Genomic DNA, 14,764 nt, shown 5'->3' with positions numbered 1-14,764 from the left:
TCAAGTCCGCCATCGCGCGCAAAACGCCTCGACGTCGCCGGACTGGAATTCCGGCAGGCGCTCCCAGATGGTTTCAGCCGGCCAGTTCCACCAGGCGATCTGCGACAGCTCGGCGGCGATCTTGCGGTTGAACCGCTCCTTGATCGGCCGGGCCGGCACGCCGCCGACGATGGTGTAGGGCGCGACATCGCGCGAGACCACGGCGCCGGCCGCCAGCACCGCGCCGTCTCCGACAGTGACGCCGGGCAGCACGATCACGCCGTGGCCGATCCAGACGTCGTTACCGATCACGACGCGATCCGCGCGTCGGTTCCTGAAGAAGTCGTGATCGCGCTCGGCTGAGGCGGTGTAATATTCCGGACAATAGGTGAAGCGATGCTGGGAGGGGCGCTCGAGCGGATGATTGGGCGCGCCGATCCGGACCTGCGCCGCGATCGCGCAGAAGCGGCCGATCACGGCGTCGGCGACGATGCAGCCGCTGCCGAGATAGGAGTAGTCGCCAAGCTCGGTGTATTCGATCGCGGTGTCGCCGAGAACCTCACAGCAACGTCCGACCCTGACCTCGCGCAGCTTGACCGTCGGCTCGATGACGGTTTCGGCGATCTTGGGGCCGGTCAGGCTCGGTGCGTTCATAGCGTTGTCCTCGATGCGACGAGCCGCTTCAGTCGCACAATTTCTATGACGGAGAGATGACAGGAGGAGGCCGGATCTAACGCCCGGCGAGGCGGGCGATGGTCTCGATTTCGTTGGTCCAGATCCCGCCGGAATAGCTTTCGGGCAGGCGCCGGAACAGGTCGGCATCGTCGACCCCGGTCGAGAATTCGCCGCCCTGATAAGGCCCGAGCACGAAGACCGCGCTGTTGGCCGCGGCCATGCGGTTGAGGAAGCGGTCCGGCCATCCCCATAGCCAGGGCGCGTAGTTGATCGGCACCAGCACGATGGCGTTGCGGCAGGCATCAGGCACGATGCCGGTCCAGCCATAGCCGATATAGCGGACGAGGCATCTCTTGAGCGTCGCGCGCGAAATGGTTCGGGTCTCCGGCGCAAGCCGCCGGATCGTCTCGATCGGCTCGTCGCCGCCATAAACCATGATCAGCTTGCGCCGTTCGGCGGCGAGCCGGTTCAAGACCGTTGCGAGCTTCTCGCCTTCGGAGGGATCGCGGCTCTTGACGTTGATCAGGAGCCGGCGATCCGGAAAGGTCTTAAGCACCTCGTCCAGCGACGGCATCAGGCCGATGCCCTTGCCGCGGAACGGGAAGGTCTTGCCGTCATCGGCCGTGTAGCCATAGCCGATATCGAGCATCTTCAGCCGCGCCATCGGCTGTTCGCGGGTGACGCCCTGGCCATCGGTGCGGCAATCGACGGTCCAGTCGTGAAACACCGCGAACTCGCCGTCGGTCGTCGGATGGACGTCGAGCTCGACGATATCGGCGCCGCGCTCGAAGCTCGCCCGCATCGAGCGGATCGTGTTCTCGAGATAGTCATGGGTCGGCGGCAGCATGCGCGCCGCGGTGCAGGTGTCGTTCTTGAGGTCGCGCTCGTCGAAGCGCTGCGCCATGCCGCGATGGGCGAGCAGCACCGGCTTGCCGCCGGCATGCGTTGCGAGAAGGTTCGTGTTGTTGAGGTAGATTGCGGCGGCGACGGCAACGATCGCCGCTGCCGCGTATTTCAGTTTCCTGCCCAAGCGACTCGGTTCCTTGCTGGATCGCCGGCCCGGGTAGGGGTGCTTTCTGGTCGATTTGCGGCGGCCTAATCCTTCAAGCCGTCGATTGCGGCAATCGCCCGCACCATCGCGTCCTGGAGCGCCGCGCTGTTGGCGGGATTCGACTGGCGGCGACGGCCGGGATCGTCGAAATCGTGGGTGGCACCCGGATAAACCACGACGTCGATCTTGCTGCCGGCAGCAACGGAGCGGCTGGCGACGTCCCGGCAGCGGTCGGGCGATACTTCCTCGTCGTCCGTGCCGAGCAACATCGTGATCGGTGCTGCCGACCCGAGCGTCTGCGCCAGCAGCGCGGCCGGCCCGCAGCCCGGATAGAACACGAGCGCGGCGCGATACCCCGACGTCGTCGCGCCTTGCCGCTGCATCACGTTCAGCGCGGTGCTGCCGCCATTCGACCATCCCTGCAGGAAGATGCGGTTGCTGCTGATCTCCTTCTGGCTGCGCAGCCAGCTCAGCGCGCCCTCGGCGTCTAGCGGCCGCACAGTCTTTTCATTGACGTCGCTGCGATCAGGATCGTCATGCGTGTAGCGGCCGAAGCCGTGCGCCTTGCCGCGCGGACCAAAACTGTCCGGCAGCAGCGCGAAATAGCCGTGGTCGGCCCAATACTGTCCCCACATCGCGTGGCGCTTGGACAGGCTGCCGGCATTGCAGGCCGCCGACGGATTGGTTCGCGACACCAGCGTGCAGTCCTTGTTGACATTGGTCGAATAGGGGCCGCCGCGGCCGTGCAGCAGCACGATGGCAGGGTACGGGCCCGGCGTTTGCGGCCTGAACAGGTAGCCGACGATCTCGGTCTTGCCGTCGGCGCTCGGAAAGAAAACGGTGTCGGGCGCGGCTGCCGCCGCTGTCGGCAATGTCGTGAGCGTCAGGAGGACGATCGGAATCGCGCAATGGGTCATTCCCGCAGCATGAGCAGGATTTCGGATGAATTGCGGCATGGTTGTTTCCCTCCAGCAATGCAAAGCCGCATGGCGTGCTGCACGGCGCTCGGCTTGTGAGGCGAGGTGCCGCCCGCTACGCTTTACAAAAAACCGGGAGCGAAACAACCATGAAGCAGATCAGGATCGGCGACATCACGATCGACGCGGTAATCGAGCGCGAAGGACCGTGGCGGCGGCCGCAGGATTTCTTCCCGACCTACAACGACGATGTGTTCAAGCATCATCTGAAGACGATGGAGCCGGAGGTCTTCGATGCCGCGCGCGGCATGATGGTGATCACCTATCAGACCTTCGTGGTGCGGACGCCGCGCTACACCATCCTGGTCGATACCTGCACCGGCGAGGACAAGGGACACCCGCCGCCGTTCGACTTCCCGGGCAAGGAGCGCTGGCGCGACGAGCTGTTCGCGCTCGGCATCTCCTATGAGCAGATCGATTATGTGTTCTGCACCCATCTGCACATCGACCACACCGGCTGGAATACGACGCTGCGCGACGGGCGCTGGGTGCCGACCTTCCCGAACGCGAAATACGTCTTCCACAAGGGCGAGTATGCGGCCTGGGAGGCCGAGAACGCCAAGGGCGCCAATCCGCCCGGTACGGTGTTCCGCGACAATTGCCTGCCGATCGTCGAGGCCGGGCAGGCGCTCCTGGTCGACGACGACTACGCGCTCGACGACACCGTGACGCTGACGCCGACCCCGGGCCATTCGCCCTGCCATTGCTGCATCAACATCTTCTCGAAGGGGCAGCGCGCGGTGGTCGCCGGCGACCTGATGCACCATGCAATCCAGTGCCGCGAACCGGAATGGTCGGCCAAGCCCGATTGGGACCCGAAGCAGTCGGCGATATCGCGGCGGAAATTCTTTGCCTCCGTTGCCGAGACCGACACGCTGATCCTGCCGATCCATTTTCCGGCCCCGACGGTCGGCCTGATCAAGGCGGATGGCGATCGCTTCGACTATCGCTTCAAGCGGGAGTAGGCGCGCGACAGTCGGCAGCTCAAGGTCACCGCGCTGCGCGGGTCCGGCGCGGGACCTGGGTCAGAAACCGTTCCAGATCGGCGCACAGGCGATGCGCCATTTCCTCGTCGATCGCAAACGTCGCGACGGTGCCGGCGCAGTCGATCTCGATGGTCCCGCGCAACGGTGCGGCGGAGGCGGTCGATACCCTGATGTTGGTCGCTCTCTGTACGGTCATGTCGTCAACTTCCCTTCGGGCCGGTTGCGCCAATCCTCATTTTGCAATCCTCACCTTGGAATGACGGGGCGTCCCTTTCGCCGTCTCTCTTCGATGAACCTCACGCCGATCTCGGCACCGTCGACGCGAACGAGCTCGCAGCGGCGGAAGGCCAGTCCACGCGAGGACAGCACCAGGAAGAACTCCTGGGCCTTCAGCACATCGAGCGATCCGTCGACCTCGAGCCGGGCCCCGCTCTGCGAGACGTCGAGCAGGATGCAACTCCGCCGCCACGTGCCGTCGACACCCATGAGATTGACGGGATAGCGCGTCTCGAGCCTGACGCGTTCCGCCCTGCGGTCACCATACGTCATTGCATCACTCGCACGACCTGAGAGCGCTTCCTGCCCGGGAGCGCTTCGTCGTTACCGTGGCCCGCGCCTCCGCATCGTCGATTGTGGCTGGTGGGGTCGCGGAGGCGCGGGCTGCGCTGGCATCGATTGCAGCGCGGATCGTGTCCTGAAGATCGGGCCGCGCAAGCTTGAGCAGCCGGGCCTGCTGGCGCGGCGTGGACCGCATAACGAGGTCGGCAAGAACGCGGCGAGGTAGATCCTTGCGCGAGATCAATCCGTCGGCGATGTCGTCGTCGCGCTCGGCAGCATCGACCATCATGGCGAGGCCCGCGCCGGTCAGTTCAGCGCCGGGATTGCGCGCGAGGACCCGAAGCACGCTGGTGTCGCCTCGCATCAGGAGAATGTCCGTGAGCTCCGCATTGACGGCCTTGCGTCCTGCGATCGCGCAGAGGTGTCCCTCGGCCCGCATCCAGGCGATGTCGATCAGGTCGGCATCGGGGAGGCATTCGCATTTGCGCAGGATCGGAGCGGCGACATCGGCGTCGTCATGGTTGGCCAGACGGCGCGCGAGTTCCCGCGGCACTAGGCGCAAATCGGCAAACGAGCGGCTGAGCGTGGTCAGGGTCCGTAGTTCGACGTTCTCGGTCAGGCGGACCAGGATGCCGTCGAACATCTCGACGTGGTGCGCGCTGAGGCGGTGAGCGTCTTCGAGAAACAGCCCAGCCACCTCCTGCAGCATCCGCGTGCGGAGGTCGGGCGAGCCAGCTTTCAAGACATGGTCGAGTTTGGCAATAAGATCGGGCGAGGCAATGACTGTCATTGCGGTCTCTAAAATGGTCCGCGACGAGGAACATCATCGTTCCCGATGCCAATTTGCTCCTCGAATCTTTAATAGGGGTATAGAAATTGATGGGGAGGGCCGATTGCGGCGGTGGATATCCCGCTAAAGACTATCGAAATTCGGCAGCCGCGTTACATTGGCGGATTGTCCGGTTCGACGAACGGACCGCATTTTTCCTGATTGAACCTATTGGACGATTCGCATTTTGTGCATGGAATTTATTGATGCGGCCGGCGCGCAAGGCGCCGCGTCGCGCGCAATTTTTCAAGAGCATTTCACGGGAGCGGTCATTTGACGGCGCCATTACCGGTGCCGAGAGTCTTTCGTTTTGACGATGTTGATGCATTCCGGAGTTCGATCCGAAATCTGGATGTTGATTTCACGCCACTCGCGCGGAAGATTTCGGCCGAGCAGGTCATCCTGAGTTTGCCGGGATGCGAGCTCAACTACACGCAGTCCTTTCCGCGGATCGTCGACGCACAGCTTGCGCCGCACACCACTGCGGTCGGCTTCACGATGGATGACGGGGTCCCGATTCGCTTCAACGGCGTCGAGCGCGATCGCGCGGTCATTGTGCTCGGTGGCGGCGGCGCGTTCTACTCGTCGGTGGAGGAGACGCCCCGCCAATATGCCTCGGTGATGTTTACGCCGGAGATTGTCGACCGCGGCTGGCCGCAGGCGGGTCTCCATTTCAGCATTCACGAAATTTCTCAACGCGCGCAGGATCGGCTGCGCGAAGTGGTGAGGCACATCCTGCTCGTGACCTCGCAGCCGACCGATGATGCCCCGTTCGCCAGCGGCGAGTCGATCAAGGAGACGCTGCTTGCCGCGATCGACAACGCCTTCGCCGAGATCGTGCCGGCCAAGTGGACGACGCGGGCCAACACGACGCGCCAGTTCAAGGTCTTCAACGACGCGCGCGCAATTCTGGCAGGCGACGTGGCGCACCCGATCTACAGCGGCGAACTGGCCAGGCAGATCGGCGTGTCGGTGCGCACGCTGCATGACGCCATCCAGCGCTACCGGGGCGTCAGCCTGCATCGCTATTTGCGGTTGCGCCGGCTCTGGCTGGTGCGCCAGCAACTGCTGGCCGGTGCGCCCAGCGTCAAGATGTGCGCGCTGGCCTACGGATTTTGGCACTTGAGCGATTTTTCGCGCAGCTATCGGTCGCAGTTCGGGGAAGCGCCATCCGAAACACTGGCCGCCTCGCGCCGTCCGGGCGCCACCCGCGCCGATCCGTCCCGCGGACACGGTTCGTAACCATCGATCTGAACGGAATCTTAACGGCCGCCGACGAGCCTGTGGGTACGATTTCACCAGAGGCGACGGCAATGCATCCCCGGAGATTTGCGCGTGTTCGTCCGAGCGGATGCGTGTCCAGTGTGGTCAAGCTCCAGCTTGAACCGAAGGCGCCGCTGATCGAGTGCCGGCTGGTGGACTATTCCGCCGGCGGGGCCTGCCTGGAATTTGCCAAGCCGACCCAATTGCCGGAGCGTTTCGAAATGTTTCATGGCAACACCCGGAAGCGTTGCCGGCGGGTTTGGAGCAGGGGTGTGCGGGTCGGCGTATCGTTCTGAGGGCGCCCGCCGATCAGGGGCGATCCACCGGCCAATAGCCGTTCGGGCCGCGCCCTGCGCGACCCGATGGTTTGTCCCGATTGAAGTCTGTCCCGATGAGGGGTGAAAAGGCGTCGGCGAGAGGCTCAGGCGCCGCTCTGGCACTTCTTCATGAACGAGGTCTTGGCCGCGCCGGCGAGCTTCTTGCCGTCGGAGCCGACTGCCTTGGTCTCGCAGGCGTCCGTCGTGCACTTCTTCATGAACGAGGTCTTGGCCGCGCCGGCCAGCGGCTTGCCGTCCTTGCCGACGGCTTTCGTCTCGCAGGAGGCGTCCTGTGCAAATGCCGAACCGGCGGCAAAGGTCGCGATCACTGCCGCCAAGAAAATCCGCTTCATCTGGGTTCTCCCTAAACCAAACCAGTGGCCGGATTGGATACGGGATTCTTGGCCCGATCAAGTTCCCATGGCCGATTTTGTCGATAAAATACCCCGATCAGATCAAGGAAATTCCGCGCGCAGCGCGGAACAAAATCGGGGAAGCGCGGAATGGAATTCGAGACGCTGGTACAGTCACGCAAAAGCGTGCGCGGGTTCAAGAAGCAGCCGGTGTCGCGGGCGACCGTCGAGGAGATCATCGAGGTGGCCAAGCGCGCGCCGTCCTCGATGAACACCCAGCCCTGGCACGTTCACGTCCTGACCGGGGCGCCGCTGGAGGAAGTGCGCCGCCGCAACATGGAAGAGATGGTCGCCGGTGCCAAGGTGAAGCGCGACATCGTCGGCCATGGCGAATACCAGGGCGTGCACCGCGGCCGCCAGGTCGACATCGCCAAGAAGCTGTTCGGGGCGATGGGGATCGCCCGCGATGACAAGCCGATGCGGCAGGATTGGGTGCTGCGCGGCTTCCGCCAGTTCGATGCTCCGGTGTCGCTGGTCCTGACCTACGACCGGATCCTCGATCCGGGCGCGGTCTGCCATTTCGATCTCGGCGCGCTCTGCTACGGCATCGTGCTCGCAGCCTGGGATCGCGGCCTTGGCAGCGTGATCAACGGCCAGGGCATCATGCGCTCCGACATCGTGCGCGAGGTCGCCGACATCCCGGAAGACGAGGTGATCATGACCTGCGTCGCAATGGGCTATCCCGACGACGGCTTTGCCGCCAATGCGGTACGCTCCGACCGCGAGGCCAACAACGATTTTGTCCGCTACGTCGGCTTTGCCGATTAGCGCCGCGTCGTTCGCTTGCTCAGGGGAACAACCTCGTGCGGCACGCTCGGTTGCGCGATGCACGGGCGTGGTCGGCGCATTTGCGTACGCGCCGACCACGCCGCGGGATATTGAATTCCGCGCCGTGAAACCATCGCGCGAGCGTGAGCACGGCTGAGCGTTTCCGCTATTCTCGCCGGTAAAAAATGCGCTACTGGTTTTTTGAAGCACAACAGCGCGGGCGAGGAATCCCAGATGAGCGACGATGAACAGACAGCTATGATCCGCGAGACCGTCGCGAGATTCGTCGATCGCGAACTGATCCCGCTCGAGCCGCACTATCTGAAATCGAAGCTGCCCGGCAGCGATCACCCCGAGCTCACGTCGGAACAGCGCAAGCGGCTGCGCGACGTCTCGAAGGAGCTCGGCCTCTGGGGCCTCGATGCGCCCGAGGATCTCGGTGGCCACGACCTGCCGACGCGCACGATGGCTGCGGTACACGAAGAACTCGGCCGCAGTTGCGTGCCGTTCGTGCTGCCGCCGGACTCGCCGAACTTGCGCATGCTGCAGGCGGTCGGTACCGACGCGCAGAAGAAGAAATATCTGCAGCCCTATATCGAAGGCCGGATGGCCTCGGCGATCGCGATCTCCGAGCCCGGAGCCGGCGGCGATCCCGCGGGCATGAAGACGCGCGCGGTGCTCGAAGGCGAACAGTGGGTGCTCAACGGCCGCAAGATCTGGATCAGCAATGCGCGCGCCGCCGACTTCATCATCGTGATGGCGCGGGTCGGCAACGATCAGCGCCAGGGCGGCATCACCTCCTTCATCGTCGAGAAGGGCACGGCGGGCTTCATCATCGAGCGCGAGATTCCGATGGTCGGCGGCGGCTCGACCTATGAGATCGTGTTCGAGGACTGCCGCATCCCGAAGGACTCCGTACTGGGCGAGGTCGGCAAGGGCTACGCGCCGATGCAGCTGCGGCTGCGCACGCGGCGGCTCGAGATGGGATCTACCTGCGTCGGCATCACCAAGCGTGCGCTCGACATGATGTGCGAGCACGCCAAACAGCGCGAGACGTTCGGCGTCAAGCTCGCCGAGCGCCAGGCGATCCAGTGGTGGATCGCCGATATCTCCACGCGCATGCATGCGTGCCGGCTGATGGTGCGCGAGGCCGCCGACAAGACCGACCGCGGCGAGGACATCCGCCACGAGGCCTCGATGATCAAGGTGTTCGCGACCGAGATGGCCTATGACGCCTGCGACCACGCCATGCAGACGCTCGGCGCGCTCGGCGTGACGCTGGAATTGCCGCTGAACGCGCTGTGGCAGAAGGCCCGCCTGATGCGGGTCTACGAAGGCCCGAGCGAGGTGCATCGCCAGGCGATCGCCCGCCGCGTGCTCGGCCTGCGCGGCGGCTAGCAGGGCGCGCGGCCCTCAAGCAAACCCGTCATTGCGAGCGCAAGCGAAGCAATCCATCGTGCCGCAGTGGAGACATGGATTGCTTCGTCGCTGTCGCTCCTCGCAATGACGAGGAGAAAACCTGCCACGTGGTCGCCACGTGGTCTCGATTACGCGGCCCGCACGTCGGACAGGAAGCGGTTGACCTGGCCGGCGAGGTCCTTGGACTGCGTCGAGAGCTGTTCGGCCGCGCCCAGCACCTGGTTCGCGGCGCCGCCGGTGTCGTCCGCGGCGCGCTGCACGCCGGAGATGTTGGAATTGACCTCCTGGGTACCGCGCGCGGCTTCCTGAACGCTGCGCGAGATCTCCTTGGTCGCCGAGCCCTGTTCCTCGATCGCGGCGGCAATCGCGGTGCCGATCTGGTCGATCTCGGTGATGACGTCGATGACGCTGCGGATCGCCGTCACGGTCTCGTCGCTCGCGGTCTGGATCGCGGTGATCTGCTCGGAGATCTCCGTGGTTGCCTTCGCGGTCTGGCCGGCCAGCGACTTCACCTCGGACGCGACCACGGCAAAGCCGCGGCCGGCCTCGCCGGCGCGGGCCGCCTCGATGGTGGCGTTGAGCGCCAGCAGATTGGTCTGTGCCGCGATGCTCTGGATCAGCGTCACGACGTCGCCGATCTTCTGCGCGCCCTCGGCCAGCGAGCGCGCGGTGTCGCCGGTACGCCGGGCATGATCGACCGCGCGCGCGGCGATCTCGGTCGAGGTCGCGACCTGGCGGGCGATCTCCGAAATCGAGGAGGTCAGCTCCTCGGTGGCGCTCGCCACCGTCTGCACGTTGGTCGAGGTCTGATCGGACGCCGCGGCGACGATTGCGGCTTGGCGGTTGGTGGCGGCGGCGGTGGCCGACATCGATTGCGCCGTGTCCTCCATCACCGAGGATGCCGCGGACAATCCGCCGACCAGCTCGGTGACCTTGGCTTCGAAGGCGCGGGTCAGATCGTCGAGCACGCGGGCGCGGCGCATCTTGACGTCGTTCTCGGCTTCCTTCTCGGCAGCGAGGCGATCGGCTTCGATCTTGTTGTCCTTGAACACCTGCACGGCGGCGGCCATCGCGCCGATCTCGTCCTTGCGCGCGGCGCCCGGGATCGTCTCGGCAACTTCGCCCGCGGCAAGACGCGACATCCGGCCGGTGAGGGCCGCGATCGGGTTGAGGATGCGGCGGCGGACCATGACGATCAGGCCGGCACTGACGGCAACGACCGCGAGCAGCCCGATCAGCGCCACCACGAAGCTGAAGCGCGCCGACGAATAGGCGCCCGCAAGGCCTTGCTCGGCGTTCTCGTAGAATGCGTCGCGCACGGTGATGATGGAGGCGAGGCCGATCTGGGACTCGGCGTAATAGGTCTCGACGTCTTGCTCATACTTGCCGGAGATCGCGCCTTCCTTGGCGAGCTTCAGCGCCTTGCCGAAGCGCTCGACATAGTCGGCCTGCATCTTGCCCAGCGCCGTCAGGACATTGGCTGATGTCGCCGGATTGTTGCGCAACTCCTGCAGCGTCGAGAGGATCTGCTCGGTGCGGCCGGTGCTGCGGAACAGCTCCAGCTTTTCCTGTTCGGTCGCGACGCGCTTGGCGCCGACCAGCGCCTTGTGCAGGCTGGCATTGAGGCCGCCGGTGTCGCGCAGCGTCCAGGCGACATTGGCGTAGCTGGCCTGGCGGTAGGCGTTGCCGTCAAGGCCGGCGAGGCGCCGCACCTGCTCATCGAGCAGCACGGTGACGCCGGCGTTGAAGACGGAGTTGTCGGCGACGATCTTGGTTGCCGCCGGACGGCGGGCGTCGACCGGACCTGCGATCGCCTTCTCGATCGCGTCGCGGAGCGCGGCGAACTTGGCCTTCAGCGCATCGATCGCGCTCGCAACCGCTTCGCCGTCGTCGAGCGAGCCGGGCAGCGTGGCGCGGACCTGATTGACCTTGGCGAGCGCGCCGTCGGTCAGCTTGCGCAGCTTGTCGAGATCGGTGATCTGCTTCTGGTCGATCGCACCGGTGCTGAACAAGAGGTTGGTGGACATGCCGCGTTCGGAGTTCATGTAGCGCGGGATGTCGCCGACGGCGCGGACGATTTCGAGCCGGCTCTGCGCGGTCGAGACCTTATCCATGGTCTGGTACTTGGTCACCGCGACATAGGCCGCCAGTCCGCCGCCGACCGCGGACAATGAGACGATCGCGGCCGTCAGGAGAGTACCGATTTTCATGGGATGTGCGCCGTTCTTGACGAGAGAGGGGAGACCTCAACCGTAGCGGGCGTGCATTAAGCTTGGGTTTATGATGCGGGAGCCGCCGCAACGGTCCCGGCGGTTTGGTCCGAAGTCGAAGGCGCCGCATCGCCCGGCCGCGCGTGGCGGCGGGGCGTGACACGTCAGTGCTCGTCGTCGTCAGCGCCCTTGGCCGCGGGGCGGTGCTGGGTGGCGCCGTTCGAGCCCGCTTCGCCGCAGGGGAGCTGGTTCCAGGTGCCATCGGCGGCCTGCTGATAGGCCTGGCAGCCGGACGAAGTGGTGGTGGTGGTGGATTTGTCGTCGGCCTTCTGCCGCTCGGTGCTCTTGCCCAGCGCAGGCGTGGCAATGGCAGCGATGGCTGCGAGCGAGCCTGCGAAGACCAGCTTTGCGATCCGCATGTCGGTTCCTCCTTCTCGAAGCGAAAACATATCCAGAAAACAAATCTGGCGATTTTTGGCCACGGCGAAGGGCCTGCGACGAATTGCTTAATGCTGGCGGAACGAGCCGGCATGCCGGTTAAGCCTTGTGCGCGGCGGCTCACCGCGCCCGCGCCGCAGGACGCTGTTGCCGCACCGTGCTAGGATCGCCCCATGACCCACCGCATACTCGTGTTCTACGGCTCCTATCGCTCGGATCGCATGGGCATCCGGCTGGCACACTTCGTCGTCGACGGCCTTCGTGCCCGCGGCAACGATGTCGAGTTGATCGATGCCAAGGAGGTCGGCCTGCCGATGCTCGACCGGATGTACAAGGAACATCCCAAGGGGCAGGCGCCGGCCGTGCTCGAAACGCTCGCCGGAAAAATCCGCGACGCCGACGGCTTCCTGTTCGTCACCGGCGAATACAATTGGGGCATTCAGCCCGGGCTGAAGAACCTGACCGACCATTTCCTCGAGGAATGGTTCTGGCGTCCCGCGGCGATCGCAAGCTATTCGGCCGGGCGGTTCGCCGGCGTGCGTGCCGCGACCGCCTGGCACGGTACGCTGTCCGAGATGGGCATGGTGGTGGTATCGAGCACGATCGGTGCGGGGCCGATCGCGCAGACGCTGTCGGCCGAGGGCAAGCCGATCGGCGAGGGCGGCAAGGCGCTCGAACGCGCCTTTCCGCGCTTTGCCGAGGATTTTTTCTGGTGGATCGAAGCCGCCAAGGCACAGCGGGCGCGCAAGGCGCCGCCCTACTGAGCGCAGGTCTGCCAATCCCGGGAGTTTCGCGATCATGGGCCTCTTCACATCGCCGTTCGATCCCGCATGCGAGACAGCCCTGGTCACCGGCGCGGGCAACGGCATCGGCCGCGCCATTGCGCAGGCCCTGGTCGGCGAAGGTGTGCGGACGGTGTTTGCCGATCTGTATGAGGACAGGGTTCTGGCGGCGATCAAGGCCGCGCCGCGTCCTGAACTCGCGGTCAGCTGGGTTGGCGATCTCGCGCAGCACGCGGCGTGCGACGCCCTGCTGGCGCATGCGCAAGCCTCGCTCGGACAGGTCACCCATTTCGTCCACAGTGCTTCGCCGCCGCGCCGCGAAGCCGATCATGCGATGGCCGTCGATCAAGAGATCTGGCGGCAGATGCATGCGGTCAATCTCGATGCCGGCTTTCATTTGTCGCGCGAACTGGCGCGCAGGCTGATCGCGGCGAAGACGCCGGGCTCGTTCCTGCTGCTCACCTCGCTGCATGCCGGCACGCCACGCAACCTGCCGCATTACTCGACCGCGAAGGCCGGCATGGCGATGCTGGTGAAGGAGCTTGCCAAGAGCTGGGGCCGCTATGGCATCCGCGTCAATGCGCTGGTGCCCGGCGCGATCGCGGCCGGCGGCTTCGTCGCCGATCCGGCGCTGGCAAAGCACATTCCGCTCGGGCGGCTTGGCCAGGCGGACGATCTGGCGCCGATGGCGCTTGCCGTGCTCTCGCACAAGCTCTCGGGTTACGTCACCGGGGCGTCGATCGTGGTCGACGGCGGCCTGTCGCTGACCAACTGGTTCGCGCCGCCGGAGCTCGATTGAGGATTCTTGTCTGACGCGTTTTCTTCACGCGAACCGGTGCCCATCCCGCATCAAGTGTGGGACAGGCTTCGCTCGAAAACGCTTTCTATTCCTTCGTCCTGATGTAACCCGCAAGCCGCGTCTTCTGGTCCTGGCACCAGGTCGTCATGCTACCGGCGCGGCGCTGATCGAGGTCGGTGGTCTGGGTCGCGATCGCGACCTCCGTCATCAGGTCGTCGGCCTGCTTCTCGCCCATCTTGCCGCCGGTATGCATGAAGGCGATCGCCTTGCGCACCTTCTCGGTGGTGCCGTCGGGCAGATGCATGTCCTGCGCCCGCTGCACGAGGTCCTGATAGACCAGATCGGTGCCGGGGCACTCGACCTTGGCGGCGAAGGCCTGCAGCACCATCGTGACATAGGCCGCGCGCGGATCGGCATGGGCAGGGGTTGCTGCGACAATCAGGCCGCCGATCAGCAGGGCGTAACGCATGAATTTCCTCCGGTGGTTTTGGACGTTTTTTGTGAAGCTAGCGTCCAAGGGAACCGAGTGCAACCGCTAGGACACACTCACGGAAAGAACCGATCAAACGGACGTGTTCCAACCTGCGCTGCCACGATTTGAGCACGATTTCGGCAGCATGTGGCACAAGTTGACGCAGGGGAGAATGATCGTGTCAAAGTTGGGGCTTGCTGCGGTGCTGGTGGGATCGCTTGCGCTTGGCGGCTGCATGCAGGCGACGCTGTCGCCGGCGACGGATGTCGCGATGACGTCGCGCGATCGGCAATTGCTGGCGCATCCGCCCTATGCGGATGCCAAGATCCCGCAGCAGTTCCAGCGGCACATTGTCGAGTACACCCGTCGGGAGCAGCCGGGCTCGATCCTGGTCGATACCGACGCGCGCTACCTCTATTACGTGCTGCCCGGCGGCAAGGCGATCCGTTACGGCGTCGCCGTCGGCGAGGAGGCGATGGCCTTCTCCGGCGTCGCCACTGTCGGCCGCCTGGCCGAATGGCCGGATTGGGTTCCGACCCAGGATATCCAGGAGCGGCTCGGGCCGTATCCGAAGCGTGTCGCCGGTGGACCGGCCAATCCGCTCGGCGCCCGCGGCATCTACCTCTACCAGGGCAACAAGGACACGCTGTATCGCATCCATGGCACCAACCAGCCCGAATATATCGGGCAGGCGATCTCGTCGGGCTGCATTCGCATGACCAATGGCGACGTGATCGACCTTTATCAGCGGGTCAAGCCGGGCGCGACCGTGGTCGTTCTGCCGCCGGGACAGAGCGCGTAATTCGAATACAAAGTGTATTGCGGCCG

At 65.0% G+C, this 14,764-nt stretch carries 18 protein-coding genes; 8 read left to right on the top strand and 10 right to left on the bottom strand.

Annotated features, from left to right (window positions below; translation table 11 throughout):
* From J2R80_RS30510 to J2R80_RS30500, 3 genes are all read right to left on the bottom strand, one after another.
* Window positions 1-633: a DapH/DapD/GlmU-related protein gene (locus J2R80_RS30510; RefSeq protein ID WP_076832073.1), complete on the bottom strand. Its 633-nt coding sequence runs from the start codon at window positions 631-633 to the stop codon at window positions 1-3.
* 76 nt (window positions 634-709) lie between these two features.
* Complete coding sequence (locus J2R80_RS30505) at window positions 710-1,684, bottom strand: glycerophosphodiester phosphodiesterase family protein (RefSeq protein ID WP_076832075.1); 975 nt, start codon at window positions 1,682-1,684, stop codon at window positions 710-712.
* A 65-nt stretch (window positions 1,685-1,749) separates the two neighbouring features.
* Window positions 1,750-2,661 carry a dienelactone hydrolase family protein gene (locus J2R80_RS30500; protein ID WP_083715153.1) on the bottom strand — a complete coding sequence of 304 codons (912 nt, stop codon included), beginning with the start codon at window positions 2,659-2,661 and terminating at the stop codon, window positions 1,750-1,752.
* A gap of 110 nt (window positions 2,662-2,771) precedes the next feature.
* On the opposite strand from J2R80_RS30500, the gene J2R80_RS30495 reads away from it, so the two are divergent.
* On the top strand, window positions 2,772-3,647 hold the full coding sequence (locus J2R80_RS30495) for an MBL fold metallo-hydrolase (RefSeq protein WP_076832081.1): 876 nt from the start codon (window positions 2,772-2,774) through the stop codon (window positions 3,645-3,647).
* A 25-nt stretch (window positions 3,648-3,672) separates the two neighbouring features.
* Here the strand turns inward: J2R80_RS30495 and J2R80_RS30490 are convergent, their stop codons facing one another.
* Genes J2R80_RS30490 through J2R80_RS30480 form a run of 3 tightly spaced genes read right to left on the bottom strand, consistent with a single transcriptional unit; the run spans window position 3,673 to window position 5,016 of the window.
* Window positions 3,673-3,864: a hypothetical protein gene (locus J2R80_RS30490; RefSeq protein ID WP_076832084.1), complete on the bottom strand. Its 192-nt coding sequence runs from the start codon at window positions 3,862-3,864 to the stop codon at window positions 3,673-3,675.
* Window positions 3,865-3,914: 50 nt separating this feature from the next.
* Window positions 3,915-4,217, bottom strand: coding sequence for a PilZ domain-containing protein (locus tag J2R80_RS30485; protein ID WP_057019938.1), 303 nt, complete (start codon window positions 4,215-4,217; stop codon window positions 3,915-3,917).
* Between the two features lie 4 nt (window positions 4,218-4,221).
* The gene (locus J2R80_RS30480) at window positions 4,222-5,016 is read right to left on the bottom strand and encodes a DUF2336 domain-containing protein (protein ID WP_076832087.1); all 795 of its coding nucleotides are present in this window, start codon (window positions 5,014-5,016) and stop codon (window positions 4,222-4,224) included.
* Between the two features lie 312 nt (window positions 5,017-5,328).
* Between J2R80_RS30480 and J2R80_RS30475 the strand changes: the two genes are divergently transcribed.
* Window positions 5,329-6,297 (top strand): AraC family transcriptional regulator, encoded by a 969-nt coding sequence (locus tag J2R80_RS30475; protein WP_076832090.1) that lies wholly within the window; start codon window positions 5,329-5,331, stop codon window positions 6,295-6,297.
* A 71-nt stretch (window positions 6,298-6,368) separates the two neighbouring features.
* Window positions 6,369-6,614 carry a hypothetical protein gene (locus J2R80_RS30470; RefSeq protein ID WP_076832093.1) on the top strand — a complete coding sequence of 82 codons (246 nt, stop codon included), beginning with the start codon at window positions 6,369-6,371 and terminating at the stop codon, window positions 6,612-6,614.
* A gap of 125 nt (window positions 6,615-6,739) precedes the next feature.
* Here the strand turns inward: J2R80_RS30470 and J2R80_RS30465 are convergent, their stop codons facing one another.
* Window positions 6,740-6,988, bottom strand: coding sequence for a hypothetical protein (locus J2R80_RS30465; RefSeq protein ID WP_021079659.1), 249 nt, complete (start codon window positions 6,986-6,988; stop codon window positions 6,740-6,742).
* A gap of 150 nt (window positions 6,989-7,138) precedes the next feature.
* Between J2R80_RS30465 and J2R80_RS30460 the strand changes: the two genes are divergently transcribed.
* Both J2R80_RS30460 and J2R80_RS30455 read left to right on the top strand, forming a co-directional pair.
* Complete coding sequence (locus tag J2R80_RS30460) at window positions 7,139-7,816, top strand: nitroreductase (protein WP_057019941.1); 678 nt, start codon at window positions 7,139-7,141, stop codon at window positions 7,814-7,816.
* A 234-nt stretch (window positions 7,817-8,050) separates the two neighbouring features.
* Window positions 8,051-9,214, top strand: coding sequence for an acyl-CoA dehydrogenase family protein (locus J2R80_RS30455; RefSeq protein ID WP_016843936.1), 1,164 nt, complete (start codon window positions 8,051-8,053; stop codon window positions 9,212-9,214).
* Window positions 9,215-9,363: 149 nt separating this feature from the next.
* Here the strand turns inward: J2R80_RS30455 and J2R80_RS30450 are convergent, their stop codons facing one another.
* Complete coding sequence (locus tag J2R80_RS30450) at window positions 9,364-11,445, bottom strand: methyl-accepting chemotaxis protein (RefSeq protein WP_076832096.1); 2,082 nt, start codon at window positions 11,443-11,445, stop codon at window positions 9,364-9,366.
* 164 nt (window positions 11,446-11,609) lie between these two features.
* The gene (locus J2R80_RS30445) at window positions 11,610-11,864 is read right to left on the bottom strand and encodes a hypothetical protein (protein WP_076832099.1); all 255 of its coding nucleotides are present in this window, start codon (window positions 11,862-11,864) and stop codon (window positions 11,610-11,612) included.
* A gap of 192 nt (window positions 11,865-12,056) precedes the next feature.
* Here J2R80_RS30445 and J2R80_RS30440 point away from each other — a divergent pair, with 192 nt between their 5' ends.
* Window positions 12,057-12,647 (top strand): NADPH-dependent FMN reductase, encoded by a 591-nt coding sequence (locus J2R80_RS30440; RefSeq protein ID WP_253639909.1) that lies wholly within the window; start codon window positions 12,057-12,059, stop codon window positions 12,645-12,647.
* 34 nt (window positions 12,648-12,681) lie between these two features.
* Complete coding sequence (locus tag J2R80_RS30435; RefSeq protein WP_076832102.1) at window positions 12,682-13,464, top strand: SDR family NAD(P)-dependent oxidoreductase; 783 nt, start codon at window positions 12,682-12,684, stop codon at window positions 13,462-13,464.
* Window positions 13,465-13,549: 85 nt separating this feature from the next.
* On the opposite strand, the gene J2R80_RS30430 is transcribed toward J2R80_RS30435, so the two are convergent.
* Window positions 13,550-13,933 carry a hypothetical protein gene (locus J2R80_RS30430; RefSeq protein ID WP_016843931.1) on the bottom strand — a complete coding sequence of 128 codons (384 nt, stop codon included), beginning with the start codon at window positions 13,931-13,933 and terminating at the stop codon, window positions 13,550-13,552.
* Between the two features lie 175 nt (window positions 13,934-14,108).
* Between J2R80_RS30430 and J2R80_RS30425 the strand changes: the two genes are divergently transcribed.
* Window positions 14,109-14,738 (top strand): L,D-transpeptidase, encoded by a 630-nt coding sequence (locus J2R80_RS30425; protein ID WP_016843930.1) that lies wholly within the window; start codon window positions 14,109-14,111, stop codon window positions 14,736-14,738.
* Window positions 14,739-14,764 lie beyond the last annotated feature (26 nt).

Origin of the sequence: Bradyrhizobium sp. USDA 4541, assembly GCF_024171085.1 — a bacterium.
Classification (GTDB): Bacteria; Pseudomonadota; Alphaproteobacteria; order Rhizobiales; family Xanthobacteraceae; genus Bradyrhizobium; species Bradyrhizobium australafricanum.
Note: the sequence above shows the minus strand (reverse complement) of the source record. Positions and strands in the feature narration are given on the sequence as shown.

What these genes read in the sequence shown, in the direction of transcription:
- J2R80_RS30510 (WP_076832073.1), bottom strand. Translation starts at nt 633, where the DNA reads ATGAACGCACCGAGCCTGACCGGCCCCAAGATCGCCGAAACCGTCATC.
- J2R80_RS30500 (WP_083715153.1), bottom strand. Translation starts at nt 2,661, where the DNA reads ATGCCGCAATTCATCCGAAATCCTGCTCATGCTGCGGGAATGACCCAT.
- J2R80_RS30495 (WP_076832081.1), top strand. Translation starts at nt 2,772, where the DNA reads ATGAAGCAGATCAGGATCGGCGACATCACGATCGACGCGGTAATCGAG.
- J2R80_RS30490 (WP_076832084.1), bottom strand. Translation starts at nt 3,864, where the DNA reads ATGACCGTACAGAGAGCGACCAACATCAGGGTATCGACCGCCTCCGCC.
- J2R80_RS30485 (WP_057019938.1), bottom strand. Translation starts at nt 4,217, where the DNA reads ATGACGTATGGTGACCGCAGGGCGGAACGCGTCAGGCTCGAGACGCGC.
- J2R80_RS30480 (WP_076832087.1), bottom strand. Translation starts at nt 5,016, where the DNA reads ATGACAGTCATTGCCTCGCCCGATCTTATTGCCAAACTCGACCATGTC.
- J2R80_RS30470 (WP_076832093.1), top strand. Translation starts at nt 6,369, where the DNA reads ATGCATCCCCGGAGATTTGCGCGTGTTCGTCCGAGCGGATGCGTGTCC.
- J2R80_RS30465 (WP_021079659.1), bottom strand. Translation starts at nt 6,988, where the DNA reads ATGAAGCGGATTTTCTTGGCGGCAGTGATCGCGACCTTTGCCGCCGGT.
- J2R80_RS30460 (WP_057019941.1), top strand. Translation starts at nt 7,139, where the DNA reads ATGGAATTCGAGACGCTGGTACAGTCACGCAAAAGCGTGCGCGGGTTC.
- J2R80_RS30455 (WP_016843936.1), top strand. Translation starts at nt 8,051, where the DNA reads ATGAGCGACGATGAACAGACAGCTATGATCCGCGAGACCGTCGCGAGA.
- J2R80_RS30450 (WP_076832096.1), bottom strand. Translation starts at nt 11,445, where the DNA reads ATGAAAATCGGTACTCTCCTGACGGCCGCGATCGTCTCATTGTCCGCG.
- J2R80_RS30445 (WP_076832099.1), bottom strand. Translation starts at nt 11,864, where the DNA reads ATGCGGATCGCAAAGCTGGTCTTCGCAGGCTCGCTCGCAGCCATCGCT.
- J2R80_RS30440 (WP_253639909.1), top strand. Translation starts at nt 12,057, where the DNA reads ATGACCCACCGCATACTCGTGTTCTACGGCTCCTATCGCTCGGATCGC.
- J2R80_RS30435 (WP_076832102.1), top strand. Translation starts at nt 12,682, where the DNA reads ATGGGCCTCTTCACATCGCCGTTCGATCCCGCATGCGAGACAGCCCTG.
- J2R80_RS30430 (WP_016843931.1), bottom strand. Translation starts at nt 13,933, where the DNA reads ATGCGTTACGCCCTGCTGATCGGCGGCCTGATTGTCGCAGCAACCCCT.
- J2R80_RS30425 (WP_016843930.1), top strand. Translation starts at nt 14,109, where the DNA reads ATGATCGTGTCAAAGTTGGGGCTTGCTGCGGTGCTGGTGGGATCGCTT.